The organism is Candidatus Symbiopectobacterium sp. NZEC151 (genome assembly GCF_025962655.1).
In the GTDB taxonomy this organism is placed as follows: domain Bacteria; phylum Pseudomonadota; class Gammaproteobacteria; order Enterobacterales; family Enterobacteriaceae; genus Symbiopectobacterium.
On sequence record NZ_JAGFPE010000003.1, the window covers coordinates 347,716 to 367,289 of the forward strand.

Sequence of the window (19,574 nt, forward strand, 5' to 3'; positions counted from 1 at the left end):
AACGCTGGCCCAAACGGGCCAGCAGCGCCGCCAGAATCAGCCGTTACGGAAAATATAGCTGTAAGCGCTCAGTGCCGGGGCACCGCCTAGGTGGGCATACAGCACTTTGGAACCTTTGGGAAACTCACCGCGACGCACCATGTCGATCATGCCGTGCATGGATTTTCCCTCATAAACCGGGTCGGTCAATACGCCTTCGGTGCGGGCGCACAGACGAATCGCTTCCAGCGTGCCTTCATTGGGTAAGCCATACTCCGGCCCACCGTAGCGGGTATCCAGCACCACGTCTTCTTCTGTGATCTCACGGCCCAGCTCCACCAGATTTGCCGTGTTCTGTGCAATACGCAGAATTTGCGCTTTGGTTTGTTCCGGTTTGGCGGAAGCGTCAATGCCGATAACACGGCGAGAGCGCCCGTCAGCGGCAAAACCCACCACCATCCCCGCCTGGGTGCTGCCGGTTACGGAACAGACCACGATATAATCGAAAGTAAAACCCAGCTCTTTTTCCTGCTGGCGCACTTCTTCGGCAAAGCCGACGAAGCCTAATCCACCCAGTGGATGCTCAGAACAGCCAGCCGGGATCGGGAACGGTTTTCCGCCGTCTTGCGCGGCTTCTTCCATCGCTTGCTGCCAGCTTTGACGAATGCCGATGTCGAACCCAGCGGCATCAAGGCGTACATCCGCCCCCATAATGCGCGAGAGTTCAATATTGCCGACCCGATCGTAGACCGCATCCGCATAATTCACCCAGTTCTCCTGAACCAGCACGCACTTCATGCCGAGGTGCGCCGCCACGGCAGCAACCTGGCGCGTTTGGTTCGATTGGATACCGCCAATCGAGACCAGCGTGTCGCACCCTTGTTCCAGCGCCTCTGGGATCAGGTATTCCAGCTTGCGGGTTTTATTGCCGCCAAACGCCAGGCCGCTGTTGCAGTCTTCGCGCTTGGCATAAAGTTCGACATCACCGCCCAGATGTTCGCTCAATCGCTTCAACGGCGTGATGGGAGAGGGACCGAAAGTCAGCGGATAGCGGGGAAATTTCTCCAGATTCATCATCAAGCTCCAAAATAAAGTGGCATTAGGGAAACGGGAGATGGCTATTTCATCGGGAAATATCCTCACGCCGTAAAAACAGACTAACAAATTAATGATGAATTTAAATTGCGTTATTAATCCAATTTTCGACCAGTAAAAACAGATAAATGCATTTATAAGAATCAAAAAACCACATTAAGAATAAATAACGAAATAAAATTAACACGATTTTTTAGTGTTCTGGCATCCCATAACGCTGCCGCACTTGGCGGTCCATTTCCGTCAGCGTTTGCTTGAGAAACTGACAAAAACTCGCCAGCAGTGCGGTCCGAGGACGCCCGATCTCGGTCTGAATTTGCAGCATGCGTTGCCCCAGCGGCTCCACGTCAACACTGCGGATCTGAAGATCGTCGTTGAGCATGTGCCCCATCACCGAAAAATGGCTACAGATACCAATCGCATCGCGATCGTTACGCACATAGCCAAACACCGCAGAAAATTGGTTGCTGGTAAACACCGGTTCGATAAACACGCTGTTCATTCGGCAGCACAGATCGAACAGTTGTCGGATGGTGGCGGTTTGGTCCGGCAACACCAGCGGATAGGCATTCAGATCGGACAAGGCAAAATCGCGCGTCGCCAGCGGGTGCTCTCGATGCATAAATGCGGTCACCGGCGCGGGAAACGAGGCGATAACGTCAACCCCCGGCTCCGCCGCCAGGCTAAATTTAATCGCCACGTCACCTTCACCGTGCCGCACCCACTCGGGCACCTGCTGGCCGCTGCCGACAATCAAATGGAAATTGACTTCAGGGTGCAGTTGGCGAAAGCGCGCCAGCAGCAGCGGCACCAGATTCAACGCCAGGCCATCGGTACACACCACGCGAATCGGGGTTTGCTGCCGAGATTTGAGGCCCTCCAGTTCGGCGATCGCCAGTTTCATATCCGCCATGCTGCGTCTGACATGGTTTGCCAGAATTTGCCCGGCATCATTGAGCACCATGCCGCGCGCGCTGCGCTCAAACAGCGGCATGCCCAAACGTTTCTCCAACCGTTGGACGTGTCGGCTGATGGCGGAAACCGCGACGAAAAGTTGCTGGCTGGCGGCGCTCAGCGAACCGGTACTCACCACGGCCATAAAGTAGCGGATCTCGGTGTTATGCATGGCAACCTCCTGCGCTTAAAAATGGCAACGCGCGCACCAGAAAATCGGTGCGCGCGAGTGCTAATGACAGTATCAAGCAACGGTGGCGACGGCGGATTGCTGCTCCCGCTGATGGCACACTGCTGCCCCCTGCTCTGCCAGATCCCACAGCATACCGGCCATCAGTTGCAGCGCTTCCTGCGCGACCGATTGCAGTAAATGCTCGTTAGGGGCGTGCTGGCTACAGGCCGGATAGGAGTGAGGCACCCACAGCGTCGGCAGCCCTAAGGTTTCAGAAAAACAGGCATTTGGCAGGCCGCCGCCGAAGTTAGGCAGGATGGCGGCTTTTTTCCCGGTACTGCGGGCAATAGAGGCTTCGCCCCACGCTACCCAGGGATCGCTGGGATCGAGGCGCGTAGCGGTAAAGCAGTGATCGGGGGTGACCATCGTGACATCTTCAAACCCGTGCGCATCCAGATGTTCACGCAAATAACGTGGAAAATTATCCACATCGCTGCCAGGCACGTAGCGCATATGGCAGTGCGCCCGCGCCACTGGCGGGATGGCATGGGCCGGCTTATCGGGATTACCGGTGGTAAAGGCCAGCACGTCAAAGGTATTCCAACTGTAGAGCTTCTCTGCCGCCGTCAGGCCCGGCTCGTTCCAGTCAGGATCGATGGCCGGATCGTTGGGGCCAGTCCCCAAAGCGATATCGCGCAGCAGATAACGCACCTGCTCGGGCAATACTGCCGGGCGTAATCCCGGCACCAGAATGCGTCCACGCGCATCGACAATGCTACTTAACGCGTGGGCCAGACGAATGCCGGGATTTGCCAACAGCCCGCCCCAATTGCCGGAGTGATGCGCGCTTTCACGCAGTTTGACCTGAAGCTCAACGTTAAACACGCCGCGCGAGCCCAGAAACAGCGTCGGGCGCTCGGCCACCACGCGCGGGCCGTCAGAAGCGATAAACAAATCCGCCGCCAACCAGTCGCTGTAGTTCGCGCACAGGGCATCAAGACCGGGGGAACCGGTTTCCTCCCCCATTTCCAGAATCAGCTTCAGGTTGTAGCCAAGCCTCCCTTGCTTCGCTTTCAGCACCAGCATCAGAGCAGCCAGATTGATGGTGTGCTGACCCTTGTTATCCGCCGTACCGCGTCCATACCAGCGATCGCCATCCGGCGTGACGTTCCAGGGATCGACCCCTTCCAACCAGTTTGTTTCATCCCCCAGCACCACATCGCCATGACCATAGGTCAGTAGCGTAAACGGCGCTTCGGGCTCGATACGGCGCGCCAGCAGAAAAGGCCATTTACCCGCGACCGGGTTATCCACAATGCGGCACTCAAAGCCTAATGCCTGAAGCGAGGGCACCATCTCTTCCGTCAGGTAGGCCATTATCTGCTGCGCGCGCTCTGCGACCAGACTTTCCGTTGGGTAACTTACCCGCCGCGCCAGCGTTTCCAAAAACGCACCAGACGCCATATAGTCGCTCGCCGCTTGCATCAATTCTTCACGCGTCATCTGCCTGCATCCTTCTTCATTTTGCCGTGTTCGGGTCATAATCCGCTGTAACTGGGTGAAATATCGGGAATGCCGAGCCCCGGCTCCGGTGTCAGCACTGACGCGAGCAGAGCTTGGGTATAGGGGTGCCTCGGCGTTTCGAAAATCTGCTCGCGCGTCCCCTGCTCGACAATGACCCCTTTGCGCATCACGGCAACGTGATCCACCAGATGCTCCACCACCGCCAGGTTATGGCTGATAAACAGGTAAGTCAGACCGAGTTCCTGCTTGAGCGTCATCAACAGATTGAGGATTTGCGCCTGAACCGACACATCCAGCGCCGAGGTCGGCTCATCGCAGATAAGGATCGCCGGGCGCATGATCAGCGCCCGAGCGATGGCGACGCGCTGGCGCTGACCGCCGGAAAGCTGGCCGGGATACTGCCCGTGGGTTCGGGTTGGCATCCCAACCCGGTCCAGCATCTCCTGCACCCGCTGCTTACGGGTTTCCGGGGTGCCGATGTTATGCAGGCGCAGCGCGACGTCGACGATATCGGCCACCGTGCGGCGCGGGTTCAACGAGGAGTACGGGTCCTGAAAAATCGGCTGAATGCGGGTCGCCAGCGCTTTGCGATCGCCCGCATCGATTTCACGCCCTTCAATCAGGACGTTACCCGAGGTCGGTGGCAACAGCCCCAGCAGCATCTTTGCCAACGTGCTTTTACCGCAGCCGGATTCGCCCACCAGCCCCAAGGTTTCACCGCGCCGCACGCGTAAAGAGACGTTATTGACGGCAGTAAAGATACCGGGCCGCGCAAACAGCCCGCGATTAAGGCGAAATTCGCGGCTCAAGGCACAAAGCTCTAACGCCAAATCGTCATTGCCGGGAATGTAGGGGGCGGGTTGTACCGCGCCAAACGCCGTTACCGTTTCGCTCATGCCACGTCCTCCCAGGCTTGCGCCTGTACACAGCGCACGTGCTGCTGCGGCGTCACCGCAACATAAGGCGGATTTTCACTGCAACAGGCCTGCGCGCTCGGGCAGCGATTGCGAAACGCACACCCTTGCTGCGCGCCGATGAGACTGGGTACCACGCCGGGGATTGCCTGTAGCAACTGGCCCGGAACGGTTTTTCCCCGCACCGGAATGCACGACATCAGCCCTTTGGTATAGGGATGTTGCGGATGCCCAAACAGCTCCTTCACCGGTGCGGTCTCAACAATCTGACCGGCATACATCACCGCCACGCGATCGGCGATGCGCGCCACCACGCCCAGATCGTGGGTGATGAAAATCACCGCGGTCCCTAGTTCCTGCTGCAATTCGCGCAGCATGCGCAGGATCTGCGCCTGAATGGTCACATCCAGCGCCGTGGTCGGCTCATCCGCGATGATCAGCTCCGGCTCACACATCAGCGCCATAGCGATCATGATACGTTGACGCAATCCCCCCGAAAGCTGATGCGGATACTGGCGCAGACGGTCCCCAGCCTGCGGAATACCGACCCGTTCCATTAAATAGAGCGCGCGTGCCCTTGCCTGGGTCGGCGTTACCTTGCGGTGCGCGTGCAGCGTCTCGCATAGCTGTTCGCCCAGCGTGTAGGAGGGATTCAGCGAGGTCATCGGTTCTTGAAAGATCATGGCGATCTGATCGCCGCGGATCGCTGCCATCTGTTTGTTGTTCAACGTTTGCAGATCTTGCCCTTTGAAGCGCAAGTGCGTCGCGCTGCGCACCGCCTTGCGCGGCAACAGGCCCATCAGGGCCAGCGACGTCATGGATTTACCGCACCCTGATTCGCCCACCAGACACAGCATCTCGCCTTTACGCACCGAGAAATCAATACCGCGCACCGCGTGCAAGGTGCCACGCGCCGTGGGAAGATCGACGCGCAGGTCTTTGACATCCAACAAGCTATCCTGACTCATGGCAACCTCCTCAGTTACGCCCGTCTACGGCGGTGATATCGCGCAAGCCATCACCGACCAGATTGATGCCTAGCACCACCACCGCCAGCACAATACCGGGGATCAAAATCACCCAGGGCTGGAAGAACATGTAGGCTTTACCTTCTGCCACCATCAATCCCCAGGAGGGCATCGGCGGTTGTACCCCAAGCCCCAGAAAGGAGAGCGTGGCTTCCAACAGAATGGCGTGGGCAATCTCAAGCGTTGCCACCACCGTCAGCGGCCCCACTAAATTGGGCAGAATTTCCCGCACCATGATGAAAACCGACGATGCCCCCAACGTTTTCGCCGCAGCAACAAACTCCTCTTCCCGCAGTTGGCGCGTTACGGAGCGCGAGACGATCAGAAAGCGATCCCACAGCAGTAACCCGAGCAGCAGAATCACCACGTTTACCGAGCCCCCCACCAGCGATGCCATCGCCAACGCCACCAAAATCACTGGCATCGAGAGGCGTACCGTCAGCAGATAGCTCACCACTGCGTCCACACGCCCGCCGAAGTAACCGGCGACCACGCCCAGCGTGATGCCAATAACGCCCGCCAGCGCGGCGGCGGCTAGCCCGATCAGCAGCGAAACGCGCGCCCCAAACAGCAGGCGACTTAAGTAGTCGCGTCCCAGCTTATCGGTGCCCAGAATATGCTCCCAACTGCCCTTCTCATACCAGACCGGCGGGATCAGGCGTCGGCTGACATCCTGCGCATAAGGGTCGTGCGGGCTGATCCACGGCGCCAGCAGCGCCAGTACCACCACAATCCCTAAAATCACCACGCCCAGCGTCATGCTGTGGTGACCCAGGATGCGCCGCACGGCACGTTGCCACGGGCCCGGTTGCGGTAATAACCCAGTTTGTCCGGCCTCAGTTTGCGTTACTGTCACAGCGCCACCTCGCGAAAAAAAACCTAGCCACAATGCGGATGTCTTTTCAGATGCTTTCATGTTGCTCACTCCTAGCGCGCCCGTAAGCGCGGATCGAGTGCCGCGTTGAGCACATCCGCCAGAAAGGTGAGAACGATATAGAACACCGCGATAATCAGGACGATGGCCTGCACCACCGGGAAGTCATTGCGGGAGATGGAATCCCACGCCAATTGCCCTAAGCCTTGCAGTGCAAACACCGATTCAATCACCACCGAGCCGCCCAACATAAAGCCCAGTTCCACCATCGCCAGCGCGACCACGGGAATAATCGCATTGCGCAAGCCGTGTTTGACGATGACGTGAAAACTGCTCAACCCCTTGGCGCGCGCGGTGCGGATATAGTCAGCGTTCAGCACGTCCAGCATACCGGAGCGGGTAAGCCGCATCAGGGAGGGCATGGCGTAGTAGCCCAGCGCAATGGCGGGCAGAACAAAGTGTTGCCAGGTGGCATTACCGGCGACCGGCAACCACTTGAGCCCCACGGCAAAAATCAGGATCAACAGCAGCGCAAACCAAAAATTGGGCATAGCCTGCCCGAGCACCGCCGTCATCACGGCACTGCGATCGACCCAGGAATCACGGAACACCGCCGCCAATACGCCGAGCGGGAGCGCCACCAACAGCGCCAGCAGCAAAGAAACCGCCCCCAATTTCAGGGTGACCGGCATACGCTGCCCAATCAGCTCCATCACAGTGTGTTCAAAATAGAAAGAACGTCCGAAATCGAGATGCAGCGCGGCCCAGAGCCAATGACCAAACTGCGTGGCAAGCGGCTGATCCAATCCGTATCGCACGCGAATCTGCGCAATCACCTCTGCCGTGGCTTCAGGACCGGCAATCGCTGCTGCCAGATCGCCGGAGAGATGCAACAGAGAGAAACTCACCAGCGCCACGGTAAACAACACCGCGAGCGCCACCAGCAGCCGATGAAAAACGTACTTCGCCATAATGCGGCTCCTTCTTGGTCACAACGCGGGAGAAGCGGCGCTTCTCCCGCCACAGGCATTACTTCCAACTGGACAGGGCAAAGCGCGGCAGCTCGTCCGGCCAATCCTGAAAATTCAGATCGGAGGTAAAGGCATAGTGGGTTGAGTAGGAGAACAACGGCGCAATATAGGCCTGAGAGGAGATACGCCCCAACGCGGTGGCATACAGCGCAGCGCGATCCTGGGTGTTGATGGTTTCATCGGCCTTCAGCAAGGTATTAGTCACCTCGGGATCCTTCCAGATGTCATTGCCCTTGCCACCAAAGTACGGCGTGGTGAACGCGGTAGCATCGTTAATCGAAAACGAGCCCCAGGTATTGAACGCCATGGGCGCTTTGCCGGAAATCAACGCGTCCGCCATCACCGGAAACTGCACGTAATGCAGTCGCGCGCGAATGCCAACCTGCCGCAGATAGCCAATAATCGCTTCCGCGTAATCACGCTCACGGTAGGCCCAGATATCGGTATCAAACCCGTTGGGATAACCGGCCTCCGCCAACAGCTGTTTGGCTTTTTGCGGATCGAACGGGTAATTGATCGCCTTGCTGGCATCACAGGCCACCTGCTCACGGAAGCAGGCGGTATAAACCGGTTTACTGCCGCCTTTCACCAGGTTAGTCACCATGCTTTGGCGGTCGATGGCGTAATTCACCGCCTGACGCACGCGCACATCCTGAAAAGGCTTCCCTTCCGGCGAATCGCTGTGAATGCTCATCGCCACAAAGCCGACGCGCATGGTTTCACCGCTTTTCACCGCGAGGTTCGGCATGGCAGACAACGCCTCGGTCTGATCGGAAGGCACGCGCCAGATCCAATCCACCTGCCCGGTCATCAACTGTGCCAGACGGGTTTCCGGATCGCGGATCACCACAAAGTTCAGCTTGCCGATCTTGGGCTGACCCAGGGGGCTCTCTTTGAAGTAATCGGGATTTTTCGCCATGGTGACGCCCTGACCGGGGATCACCTGCACCACCTTATACGGGCCGGTGCCAATCGGCGCACGGCTAAAACCTGCCAGCTTCACGCTCTGGAAATACTTCGCCGGAAAGATAGGTGTCGGGCCGGAAAGGTACTCCAACGCCGCCGGGAACGGCTTGGCTAAATGCAGGCGGACCGTGTAGTCATCCACCTTTTCGGTGCGCGCGATCCAGTTAACGCTTTGCGGCACCACCGAGTCGGTATTCGGGCCGGCAACATGTTCGAAGGTATAGACGACGTCATCCGCAGTGAAATCATCGCCATTATGAAATTTGACCCCTTGGCGTAAATGCATCAGTAATGCAGTCGGTGATTCCCACTGCCAATCGGTAGCCAGTTCCGGTTTGTATTCACCGGTTTTTGGATCGCGGTAAACCAGGTTACTCCACACCAGATGGGCTAAAATCACCCCTTCCCGCATGGTGTTGTGATAGGGACTGACATTTTCTATCTCACTGTCAGAGGCATAGACCAACGTATCATTGGCTTTCCCGGCGTAACTTTGGGCGGCCATTCCCATCAGCGCTGCCGTGAACACATATTGTTGTAGCCGTCTTGCAAGTAAACGCGTCATGTTACTCTCCACACCATGAATAAAAGGAGGAATACAAGGATCATCGTTCATCCTGGTTCAGGGTGTTTTTGCAAGAGTGACGCCAACCGGGTTGCCAGCTTGTTACTGATTTAAGACAGCAGCCTTCTCAAAACGAGAAACCGCCGCGCTGCTGCCGTTGTTACGCATTGAGCAATAATAAATCGCTATCCATCGGCCATGAGCGCAGCGCGTTAGCGAGCAACCGCGCGATGTAGCGGTGCAGAGGGGAAGATCGATAACGGTGCAGAGCGTCGATTTTTTGCACTGTTAACGAGAGTAGCGATAAGGCGTTGCTATTTCTCGCTTTGAGAAACGACGTTTGATACCCCGCCGTTGGCGTGAACGCCCGGCAAGGTAAACAGGCGGCAGGTGTTGCGATACAGCGCGTCCGCTATCACCTCAGGCGGTTCTGAACGCAGCTCACACAGGGTGTGAAACACATTGGCGGCACGCTCGGGGCGATTGGGGTGTCCCTGAAAACCGTTAAGCGGCATATCGGGCGCATCGGTTTCCAGCAGCAGGCTATCGAGAGGAAGGCGAGAAATCGCCTGACGGGTTTTATTGGCGCGTGGATAGGTGATGGTGCCGCCGACGCCAATGCAGTATCCCAACTTGATAAAGGCCAGCGCCTGCTGCTCGCTGCCAGCAAAACCGTGTACCACGCCTTTGCGCGGCACATCGATACGGCGCAACAGCTGCGCCAAACGATCGTGAGTGCGTCGGGAGTGCAGCATCACCGGCAAGTCGTAGCGCTTCGCCAACGCCAGTTGCGCTTCCAGAAGTTCGCATTGGCGTTCGAAACGGGGCTCGGCCATATACAGATCCAGCCCGATTTCTCCCACCGCGATCAGTCGGTCATCCCGTTGACGCAGCTGCTGTTCGAGCAGATCCACATCGCTATCCTGATGATGGGCAATATAGAGTGGGTGTAAGCCAAGCGCGGCATAGATTTCAGGATGAGCCTGCGAAAGCGCAGTGATGCGCGCAAAATAGCGGGACTCAACCGCAGGCACCAGGATATGCGTTACCCCTGCCGTTGCGGCGAGCGCGATATTTGCCACTTCATTTTCGCTCAAGGGCGGAAAATCATAGTGACAATGGGTATCTATAAAGGAAAAGCGCCTGTGGGAATTATCCATGCCAGAGTGCAACGTCAACGTAGGGCAACGTGAACGTAGTGTAGCATCAACTTAGTGTAGCGTTACTGAACCTTTTTCCGCCTGCACAACAGCATCCGACAGTTCATCGCCCTCTTGCAGTCCGTAATCTTCCTGCAAAATACCGGCAAGATAATCATTGTTGCTTTCCAGCCAGGCACAATCGCTGTCAAACCACTCGGCCCACAGCGCCCAGAAGTTCCCTCTCAACTGCTTCCATCGACCTACCACGATATCGCTATTCATCACGAACCTCCCGAACAAACCGCACCGTAATCACACCAACGTTCAGCAAGCATCGCAAACAGTATGCGGGGTGACGATGACAATCTTATTATGGTTCAGATTGATTTTCGTTAACACCCCGTGCGCAGACTAAAATTTCAGACAAATGGCGATTGTGGGTACGGATAGTCAGGGTCGCTTACGTCCCGCGAACAAGCTGACCAAAAACAGGATAATCCCGACAATAAAGACAATTTTGGCCGCACCCGCTGCGGTACCAGCCAGCCCACCGAATCCCAGAGCCGCCGCGATCAGTGCTATCACCAGAAAAATAATGCCCCAACGAAACATACGCTCTCCTTACCTTAACGAGGGTGAGTGGCGCTCGTCCTGAGGTTAATTACGCATACCGCTGCGTTTCCACCGGTCTTTTATTTTAACGACACCAAGTGCTAATTGGCTTGAGGGTGGCGGAGGTTGCCCTCCGCCGAATACGCGAGCATTAAGGGGCGACAGGCCCGTTAATGGGTGACGGTCAGATCATTTTTAACGCTTTTCACACCGGATACCGCCTTGGCGATACTCTCTGCACGCGCTGACTGCGCGGTGTTTTTCACATTACCGCTCAGTTGCACCACACCTTCCTGAGTTTCCACTTTCACGTGGCGCGACGGCACGATTTTGTCAGCCAGCAGTTTGGCCTTGATGCTGCTGGTGATGACCGCATCATCGGTATAGGAACCCACTGACTGGGTGGCGTTATCCTTGATTTGCAGTTTGTCACTCACCGACTGCACGCCTTCGGTCTTGGTCGCCACTGCGACTGCCTGCGCCGCTACGGCCTGGCTAGGGACAAAACCGGTCAGCGTAACCACGCCTTTGGTGGTGGAGACGGAGATGTCTCCGCTCTCGATCCCCTTGTCATCCATCAGGGCACTTTTCACCTTGGCGGTGATGGTGCTGTCATCCATGTAGCCAGAGGCTTTCTGGAGAGAACTGTCAATCTTTGCGCCCGTGGTTGTCGCCGCCAGCTGCACTTTTTGCCCCAGCGTCTCTTCGGCCAGTGCATTGCCCGCCGTCAGCAGGGAACCCAGTACAACAGCCATCATCGTTTTTGCGTTAAGGATGTTTTTCATCGATTATTTCCTTTTGCTATGGTCCACGCGGACATCAATCACGCGGGTGTTGGCACTCAATGCGACTCAGCAAAACCAAGCGTTTAACGTCGCCAAATATCCCGTAGTCGATATAACGCACTACATGATTTATCACCAGCAGTGAAACTCACTAATTGTTAACGCGATATTAACTATAGTGCATGGAACGACGATTCCTAGCGGAATAGGGAGGAAAAGTCCCTTTCCGGCGGCATTTCGGATTTGTCCGTGGGAATGAAGGGCGGGTAAAAATCAAATAAAAACAGCCTAATCAATTGATAAATAGTCATAAAATAAAACCGACGTTTAAAAGGCCGGACACTACGCCCGAGTCCTTTTAAACGCCGGTTTTTTAACCGACAACACCGCACTCGCGGGAAAAATCAGTGTTCGCGGGTTTTGAAGAAGGTGACGTCCGGGTAGCGTTCCTGCGTCAAATTCAGGTTTACCATGGTCGGTGCCACATAAGCCAGGTTGTCGCCGCCATCAAGCGCCAGATGCAACTCGTTCTTGCGCTTGAACTCTTCAAATTTCTTCGCATCGGCACACTCAACCCAACGTGCGGTGGAGACGTTGACCGATTCATAGATGGCTTCCACGTTGTACTCTGACTTCAGGCGCGCCACTACCACGTCAAACTGCAACACCCCCACGGCCCCAACAATCAAATCGTTGTTGGCCAGCGGGCGGAACACCTGCACCGCCCCCTCTTCCGAGAGTTGCACCAATCCTTTGAGCAGTTGTTTCTGCTTTAACGGATCGCGCAGACGGATGCGGCGGAACAGTTCCGGCGCAAAGTTCGGGATACCGGTGAATTTCATCTCTTCACCCTGGGTAAAGGTATCGCCAATCTGGATGGTGCCGTGGTTGTGCAACCCAATGATATCGCCGGGGAATGCCTCTTCCACATGGGAACGGTCACCCGCCATAAAGGTCAGCGCATCGGAAATGACCACATCCTTGCCGGTACGCACCTGACGCAGCTTCATGCTCTTTTCATACTTGCCGGACACCACGCGCATAAAGGCGACGCGGTCACGGTGTTTCGGGTCCATGTTCGCCTGAATCTTGAACACGAAACCGGTGAATTTCTCTTCCTGCGCGGTAACGGTGCGGGTGTCGGTCTTACGCGGCATCGGCGCAGGTGCCCAGGCGACCAGTCCATCCAGCATGTGATCGACACCGAAGTTGCCCAGCGCGGTGCCGAAGAACACCGGCGTCAACGCACCAGACAGGAAAGCCTCCAGCTCAAATTCATGAGAAGCGCCCTGCACCAGTTCCAGCTCTTCGCGCAACTGTGCGGCCAGATCTTCACCGACGGCCTTATCCAGATCCGGATTATCCAACCCTTTGACAATACGCACTTCCTGGATCGTATGGCCCTTCCCGGTCTGGTAGAGGTAGGTTTCGTCTTTGTACAGGTGGTAAACGCCCTTGAACAGCTTGCCGCAGCCGATCGGCCAGGTGATCGGCGCACAATCGATTTTCAGTTCGCTTTCCACTTCATCCAACACTTCCATCGGATCGCGGATATCGCGGTCGAGTTTGTTCATAAACGTCAGAATTGGCGTATCGCGCAGACGCGTCACTTCCATCAGCTTGCGGGTACGATCTTCCACCCCTTTTGCCGCATCGATCACCATCAGGCAGCAGTCCACCGCCGTCAACGTGCGGTAGGTATCTTCGGAGAAGTCTTCGTGCCCCGGGGTATCCAGCAAGTTGACCAGCGCCTCCCGATACGGGAACTGCATCACTGACGTAGTGATGGAGATACCACGCTGCTTTTCCATCTCCATCCAGTCTGATTTGGCGTGCTGGTTCGAGCCGCGCCCCTTCACCGTCCCGGCGGTCTGAATGGCCTGTCCGAACAGCAGTACCTTCTCGGTAATGGTGGTTTTACCGGCATCGGGGTGAGAGATAATGGCGAACGTTCTGCGTTTCGCAACTTCGCGGGCGTATTCACTTGGAGACATGATTTTCAGGTTTCTTATGTTAACCACCCGGCGAGAGCATCGGCATCAGGATGTTCGCGTCAGGCAAAGTGGGAAAAAATCGTATTAGCCGGGTATTTTCCCTGATTTGTGGGTGAGACACAATCAATCGGCGCATATTCGCGCAATACGTTGGAAATAAAAGGCAACGTATCCCCACAAGCGCCAGAGAAAGAAATCTGGCATGCTGTTTTCACCCTGCCCCGTCTGCTACCCATCAGGAACAACGATGAAAGATTGGAACCCCGCGCTCTATTTACGCTTTGCCAATGAACGCACCCGCCCGGCACAAGAACTGGTTGCCCGCATTGCACATCCGCATCCCAACACCGTCAGCGATCTGGGCTGCGGGCCGGGTAACAGCACTGAGCTGTTAGCGCAGGCGTGGCCGCACGCGACGGTGACGGGCGTCGATACTTCGGCAGCCATGCTGGCACAAGCACGCGAACGCCTGCCGCAGCAGCGGTTTGTGCAAGCAGATATCGCCACCTGGCGGCCCGCGCAGCCACAGGATGTGATTTATGCCAACGCCTCGTTGCAATGGGTGCCGGAGCATGCACAGCTGTTTCCGCATTTGGCACAGCAGCTGGCTCAAGGGGGTATGCTGGCGGTACAGATGCCGGATAACCTGGACGAACCCAGCCACCGGCTGATGCGCACGGTGGCCGAACAGGGACGCTGGCGTGATAAAATAGGTGATACCGCCAGTGTGCGCCAGCGCCTGCTCACCAGCAGCGCCTATTACGATCTGCTGACCAATGCCGGTTGCGACGTCGACCTGTGGCGCACCACTTACTATCACCCGATGGATGACGCACAGGCGATTGTCGATTGGCTTCGCGCCACCGGCCTGCGCCCTTTCCTTGCGCCGCTTGACGACGCCGAACAGGCCGCCTTTCTTGCTAGCTATCGCCAACATCTGGAAACGGCCTACCCGCCACACGCCGACGGCAAACGCCTGCTGGCGTTCCCGCGTCTGTTTATTGTGGCACGCAAACGCTAAGTGACAGACAAAGAAAAGGCCCGCGCTGGCGGGCCTGAAGCAATCAAGACAACGGTAAAGGGTTATACCACCAGCGAAAGCAGCAGCACGATCAGTAATCCCACCACCGAGTTGGTCAGTTCCAACAGCCCCCAGGTTTTGAAGGTGTCCTTAATCGACAGCCCAAAATACTCCTTAAACAACCAGAACGCGGCATCGTTAACGTGAGTCAGAGTGTTACTCCCGGAGGCGGTGGCGAGCACCATCAGCGCCGGGTTGACGTTAAAGGTGGTGATCATCGGACCGACAATCCCAGCCGCCGTGATGGCGGAGACGGTACCAGCACCGGTAGCAAGACGCAGCAGTACGGTGATAAACCAGGCCATGATCAGCGGTGACACCGATGAATGGCGCATCATATCCGCAATATAATCGCCGACGCCGGTGTCCATGATAATTTGTTTAAACGCGCCGCCCGCACCGATGATAAACACCACCATGGCTACTTTTTCAATGGCAACGGTGTAGGATTTCATGACGTCGGACATACTTCTGCCGCGATTAACGCCAAAAGCAAACAGGCTGACCAATACCGCAATCAACATACTGATTTGCGCACTGCCGATAAAATTAAGGAAAGGCAGCACCACGCTATTTTTGGCAATAAACAGCTTCAGCACGGTAACACCGGTAATAATCATCGCCGGGATCAAGGGCACCAACAGGCTGATCGCAAAGCTTGGCATTTCATCATCAGAAAATACCTTTTGCGATTCCAATAATTCGGGAATGGGACGATCCAAATTCCCCAGCAGTTTGGGTAACAGGATGCCCGAGCAAATTACGGTAGGGATGGCAACGATAATGCCATAAATATACACCATCCCCATATCTGCATGGAATGCAGTCACCAGCGCCGTGGGGCCGGGCTGAGGTGGGAACAGGCTGTGCGCCGTGGTGGCGGCGGCGACCATGGTGATACCCAGTTTCAGGAAAGGAATTTTTGCTTCTCGGGCGATGCTGATAATCAGTGGAGCCAAAATCAGGAAGGCCACTTCGTAGAACATAGCCAGACCGAAAATCAAGCCAATCACCAGAATGGCCCATTGAACTTTCTGTGGCCCGAATTTTTTCAGTAACGTTGATGAAACCCGCTGCGCCGCACCGGAATCCACCATCAATTTACCCAGAATGGCACCAAACAGAATAATTAATGCCAGATGCCCCAGCGTACTGCCGACGCCATTTTCAATCGATTTACCAATTGCCTCAAGTGGTAACCCTTCACACACCCCGACAAAAACCGCCGCCAGCAGCAGTGCCAACATCCCGTTAATTTTAAATTTCATATTTAAAATTAACAGCAAAACGACGCCCAGAGCCACCCATATAATGGGCAGCGCCTCAATAATGAAATTCATATTTTCCCCGTAAACATTGAATAAAAAAACCAAATTAGTCGGACATTTCTTTTCTACATACATGACCACAGCAAAACATGTCCTACCAATTAGGCGCCCACCCTGCGCCAAAAACTGTGATGAAGATTAAAAATTTTTTTATGGGGAAAATGACCACTACTTCTACGTGATTTAAATCACATAAAGAAATGCAACGTATACGATAAACATGCAATAAATGAGAAACGTATTATACCAATAAGGTTAAGAGGGAAACCAAAAGGCGGGAAGTGGCACGGCAGCACGCGACAACACGCGCCACCGTTATCGATCTCGTACTATGACTCGGACTTGTCCGTTTTCTCCTCCGGCACAAGCGCTGAGCGACTCTCGTCATCTTCCTTCACCGGCGTGTTGGCGGTGAGCAGATAGGGTGACTGCTGCCAGCGGCTGCGGCGGTACTGCAACAGCGTGCGGGCCAGAATAATGCCGATCGCCAAGGCCAGCAGAATCATCAGGCGTAAGATATTGGTGGTATTGTCGACCTGCTTGGCGTCGGTCGCCAACACGTGAGTGTCGAGCGTCATACGCAGAAAACCGATCGGGCCATCCTTGCCGTTGATGGGCTGCACAATCTGGTGGTTGAAATAGCTACCCACCCGCTTACCATCCAGCGCCAGCCGGTCGCGCACCACGACCTCTTCCCCGGTGCGGGCAATCAACGAACCGTCCTGCTGATAGAGTGCCGCGTCAAGAATACGGCTATTTTGCGTTAACTGCGCCAGCATCGTGCTGATTTTCTGGCTGTTATCATCGTTGCTTTCCATCAGCGGCGTCAGGCTGAACGCCACCTGCCGCGCCAGCGTGCGCGCAATGTCTTCAACCTGCTCTGAACGCGCCATTTGATGGCTCAGGCTGAAATAGGACGCCCCCTGCATCAATGCGACCAGCAGCGCCAGGCAGATCAGCACAATAGCGGTACGGTGTAAGCGGAATTTTAACCGGGTGTGGACCATGAGAATCCCTGAGCGATTTGCATACTTTCATGTTGCCAGAAGCGATAGCGATAGGATAGCTTGTTGCCCTGTTTTCTGAGTGATGTTCTGTTATGTTTACCCGCGTCAGTACGCGCTTTTTTTGCCAGAAGAGGATGCCCCATGCCGAATAGTCAGACCTACCGCGATCTCCCTAACGAGATTAACTGTTGGCCGGGACTGCCGTTATCACTCAGCGGTGATGAAGTGATGCCGCTCGACTACCGCGCGGGGGACACCGGCTGGCTGCTCTACGGCGACGTGCTCGATAAAAACTTGCTCACGCGTTACCAGCGCAAGCTCGGTGCGGCAATGGTGATCGTCAGCGCCTGGAACGTAGAGGACTATCAGGTGGTGCGTTTGGCCGGTTCGCTCACGCCGCGCGCCACCAAACTGGCTCACGAGCTGGGGATGGATGTGGCGCCGATGTGCAACACCCCGACGCTGCGTGCCCCCGGTTTGCTGGTAATGGACATGGACTCCACCGCCATCCAGATTGAGTGTATTGATGAAATCGCCAAACTGGCCGGCACCGGAGAAAAGGTGTCCGCGATTACCGAGCGGGCAATGCGCGGTGAGCTGGATTTCTCCGCCAGCCTGCGCGAACGCGTGGGTACCCTGAAGGGAGCCGATGCCGATATCCTGCAAAAAGTGCGTAAGGATCTGCCGCTGATGCCGGGGTTGATCTATATGGTCGAGCAGTTGCAGGCCGCGGGCTGGCACGTTGCCATTGCGTCCGGCGGCTTTACCTATTTCGCCGATCACCTGAAAGAGAAACTCGGCCTGGTAGCGGCAGTGGCTAACGAAATGGGCCTGCGCGACGGTAAATTGACCGGCGAAGTGGTCGGCCCGATCGTCGATGCCAAATATAAAGCCAAAACCCTGCGCCAACTGGCAGAAAAGCTGGAGATCCCCGAAGAGCAGACCATTGCCATCGGTGACGGTGCTAACGATCTGGTGATGATCAAGGCATCTGGACTCGGCATCGCCTATCATGCCAAACCCAAAGTGAATGAGCAGGCCCCCGTCAGCATCCGCCATGCCGATTTAACCGGCGTCATGTGCGTACTGAGCGGCAGCCTGCGGCACGAAAAACGCTAACAGCAGTGAGGTGAACCGTGGCAAAAGCCGTTAAACGCGCCTTCGTTTGCAACGAATGTGGTGCCGACTACCCGCGCTGGCAGGGCCAATGCAGCGCCTGCAACGCCTGGAACACCATTACCGAAGTGCGGCTGGCCGCCGCCGCGACCTCCCGCACCGATCGCCGTACCGGCTATGCGGGCGACCACGAGGGCATCAGCCGCGTACAAAAGCTGTCTGACATCAGCCTGGAAGCGCTGCCGCGCTTTTCTACCGGCTTTAGCGAGTTCGATCGCGTGTTGGGCGGCGGCGTGGTGCCCGGCAGCGCCATTCTGATCGGGGGCAACCCCGGCGCGGGGAAAAGTACCCTGCTACTGCAAACCCTGTGCAAACTTTCCGAGCAGATGAAAACCCTGTACGTCACCGGGGAAGAGTCGCTCCAGCAGGTGGCGATGCGCGCGCACCGCTTGGGCCTGCCGACCCAGCACCTCAACATGCTGTCGGAAACCAGCATCGAACAAATCTGCCTGATTGCCGAACAGGAACAGCCCAGGCTGATGGTTATCGACTCGATTCAGGTGATGCATCTGGCCGATATCCAATCCTCCCCCGGCAGCGTGGCGCAGGTGCGGGAAACCGCCGCCTATCTCACCCGTTTTGCCAAAACGCGCGGTGTCGCTATCGTGATGGTGGGCCACGTCACCAAAGACGGTTCATTGGCCGGTCCCAAGGTGCTGGAGCACTGCATTGACTGCTCCGTGCTGCTCGACGGCGATGCGGATTCCCGTTTCCGTACCCTGCGCAGCCACAAAAACCGTTTCGGTGCCGTCAACGAATTGGGCGTTTTCGCCATGACCGAGCAAGGATTACGCGAAGTCAGCAACCCCTCCGCCATTTTTCTCAGCCGGGGTGATGAAGTCATGTCCGGCAGTTCCGTTATGGTGGTGTGGGAAGGCACGCGTCCACTGCTGGTAGAGATTCAGGCGTTGGTCGATCACTCGATGATGGCCAACCCGCGTCGCGTCGCAGTTGGTCTGGAACAGAACCGGCTGGCGCTCCTGCTCGCCGTGCTGCATCGCCACGGCGGGCTGCAAATGGCGGATCAGGATGTGTTCGTGAACGTGGTCGGCGGCGTAAAGGTCACCGAAACCAGCGCCGACCTGGCACTGCTGTTATCGCTGGTCTCCAGCCTGCGCGACAGGCCGCTGCCGCAAGATCTGGTGGTGTTCGGCGAAGTGGGGCTGTCTGGCGAGATAAGGCCGGTGCCCAGCGGTCAGGAACGTATTTCCGAAGCGGCCAAGCACGGCTTCAAACGCGCTATCGTCCCGCATGCCAATGCGCCAAAACGCCCACCCGCCAATATGCAGGTGTTTGGCGTGAAAAAGCTGACTGACGCACTGGCGATCCTCGACGATCTTTAATACC

18 protein-coding genes are annotated in these 19,574 nt (G+C 56.4%); 3 read left to right on the top strand and 15 right to left on the bottom strand.

Going from position 1 to position 19,574, the window contains the following annotated elements; all coding sequences use genetic code 11:
- Positions 1 to 36: 36 nt before the first annotated feature.
- From J5067_RS12320 to prfC, 13 genes are all read right to left on the bottom strand, one after another.
- Positions 37 to 1,053, bottom strand: coding sequence for a 1-aminocyclopropane-1-carboxylate deaminase (locus J5067_RS12320; protein ID WP_222160934.1), 1,017 nt, complete (start codon positions 1,051 to 1,053; stop codon positions 37 to 39).
- A gap of 214 nt (positions 1,054 to 1,267) precedes the next feature.
- A complete protein-coding gene (locus J5067_RS12325) occupies positions 1,268 to 2,200 on the bottom strand; it encodes a LysR family transcriptional regulator (RefSeq protein ID WP_264643972.1) in 933 nt (310 codons plus the stop codon).
- A gap of 72 nt (positions 2,201 to 2,272) precedes the next feature.
- Entirely contained in the window at positions 2,273 to 3,703 is a 1,431-nt protein-coding gene (locus tag J5067_RS12330) for a M20 family metallopeptidase (protein ID WP_264643971.1), read from the bottom strand.
- Between the two features lie 35 nt (positions 3,704 to 3,738).
- On the bottom strand, positions 3,739 to 4,620 hold the full coding sequence (locus tag J5067_RS12335) for an ATP-binding cassette domain-containing protein (RefSeq protein ID WP_264643970.1): 882 nt from the start codon (positions 4,618 to 4,620) through the stop codon (positions 3,739 to 3,741).
- Complete coding sequence (locus J5067_RS12340; protein WP_264643969.1) at positions 4,617 to 5,606, bottom strand: ABC transporter ATP-binding protein; 990 nt, start codon at positions 5,604 to 5,606, stop codon at positions 4,617 to 4,619. The genes J5067_RS12335 and J5067_RS12340 overlap by 4 nt, the downstream gene beginning before the upstream one ends.
- 10 nt (positions 5,607 to 5,616) lie before the next feature.
- Positions 5,617 to 6,522: an ABC transporter permease gene (locus tag J5067_RS12345; RefSeq protein ID WP_264651225.1), complete on the bottom strand. Its 906-nt coding sequence runs from the start codon at positions 6,520 to 6,522 to the stop codon at positions 5,617 to 5,619.
- Between the two features lie 71 nt (positions 6,523 to 6,593).
- Positions 6,594 to 7,511 carry an ABC transporter permease gene (locus J5067_RS12350; RefSeq protein WP_264643967.1) on the bottom strand — a complete coding sequence of 306 codons (918 nt, stop codon included), beginning with the start codon at positions 7,509 to 7,511 and terminating at the stop codon, positions 6,594 to 6,596.
- A 58-nt stretch (positions 7,512 to 7,569) separates the two neighbouring features.
- Positions 7,570 to 9,102: an ABC transporter substrate-binding protein gene (locus J5067_RS12355; protein ID WP_264651226.1), complete on the bottom strand. Its 1,533-nt coding sequence runs from the start codon at positions 9,100 to 9,102 to the stop codon at positions 7,570 to 7,572.
- Between the two features lie 314 nt (positions 9,103 to 9,416).
- A complete protein-coding gene (locus J5067_RS12360; protein WP_264628560.1) occupies positions 9,417 to 10,262 on the bottom strand; it encodes a TatD family hydrolase in 846 nt (281 codons plus the stop codon).
- A 51-nt stretch (positions 10,263 to 10,313) separates the two neighbouring features.
- Positions 10,314 to 10,526, bottom strand: a complete 213-nt coding sequence (locus tag J5067_RS12365; RefSeq protein WP_264643964.1) for a stress-response protein — start codon at positions 10,524 to 10,526, stop codon at positions 10,314 to 10,316.
- Between the two features lie 168 nt (positions 10,527 to 10,694).
- On the bottom strand, positions 10,695 to 10,856 hold the full coding sequence (locus J5067_RS12370; RefSeq protein ID WP_196906570.1) for a DUF1328 domain-containing protein: 162 nt from the start codon (positions 10,854 to 10,856) through the stop codon (positions 10,695 to 10,697).
- 170 nt (positions 10,857 to 11,026) lie between these two features.
- The gene (gene osmY / locus J5067_RS12375; protein WP_264643963.1) at positions 11,027 to 11,641 is read right to left on the bottom strand and encodes a molecular chaperone OsmY; all 615 of its coding nucleotides are present in this window, start codon (positions 11,639 to 11,641) and stop codon (positions 11,027 to 11,029) included.
- 404 nt (positions 11,642 to 12,045) lie between these two features.
- The gene (gene prfC / locus J5067_RS12380; RefSeq protein WP_264643962.1) at positions 12,046 to 13,635 is read right to left on the bottom strand and encodes a peptide chain release factor 3; all 1,590 of its coding nucleotides are present in this window, start codon (positions 13,633 to 13,635) and stop codon (positions 12,046 to 12,048) included.
- 247 nt (positions 13,636 to 13,882) lie between these two features.
- On the opposite strand from prfC, the gene tam reads away from it, so the two are divergent.
- Positions 13,883 to 14,656, top strand: a complete 774-nt coding sequence (gene tam, locus J5067_RS12385; RefSeq protein ID WP_264651227.1) for a trans-aconitate 2-methyltransferase — start codon at positions 13,883 to 13,885, stop codon at positions 14,654 to 14,656.
- 62 nt (positions 14,657 to 14,718) lie between these two features.
- Here the strand turns inward: tam and J5067_RS12390 are convergent, their stop codons facing one another.
- Positions 14,719 to 16,044, bottom strand: coding sequence for a gluconate:H+ symporter (locus J5067_RS12390; RefSeq protein ID WP_264644365.1), 1,326 nt, complete (start codon positions 16,042 to 16,044; stop codon positions 14,719 to 14,721).
- Between the two features lie 329 nt (positions 16,045 to 16,373).
- Entirely contained in the window at positions 16,374 to 17,051 is a 678-nt protein-coding gene (locus J5067_RS12395; protein WP_264627917.1) for a YtjB family periplasmic protein, read from the bottom strand.
- A gap of 141 nt (positions 17,052 to 17,192) precedes the next feature.
- Between J5067_RS12395 and serB the strand changes: the two genes are divergently transcribed.
- A complete protein-coding gene (gene serB / locus J5067_RS12400) occupies positions 17,193 to 18,170 on the top strand; it encodes a phosphoserine phosphatase (RefSeq protein ID WP_264643959.1) in 978 nt (325 codons plus the stop codon).
- Positions 18,171 to 18,187: 17 nt separating this feature from the next.
- Positions 18,188 to 19,570, top strand: coding sequence for a DNA repair protein RadA (gene radA / locus J5067_RS12405; protein WP_222159329.1), 1,383 nt, complete (start codon positions 18,188 to 18,190; stop codon positions 19,568 to 19,570).
- Positions 19,571 to 19,574: the final 4 nt, after the last annotated feature.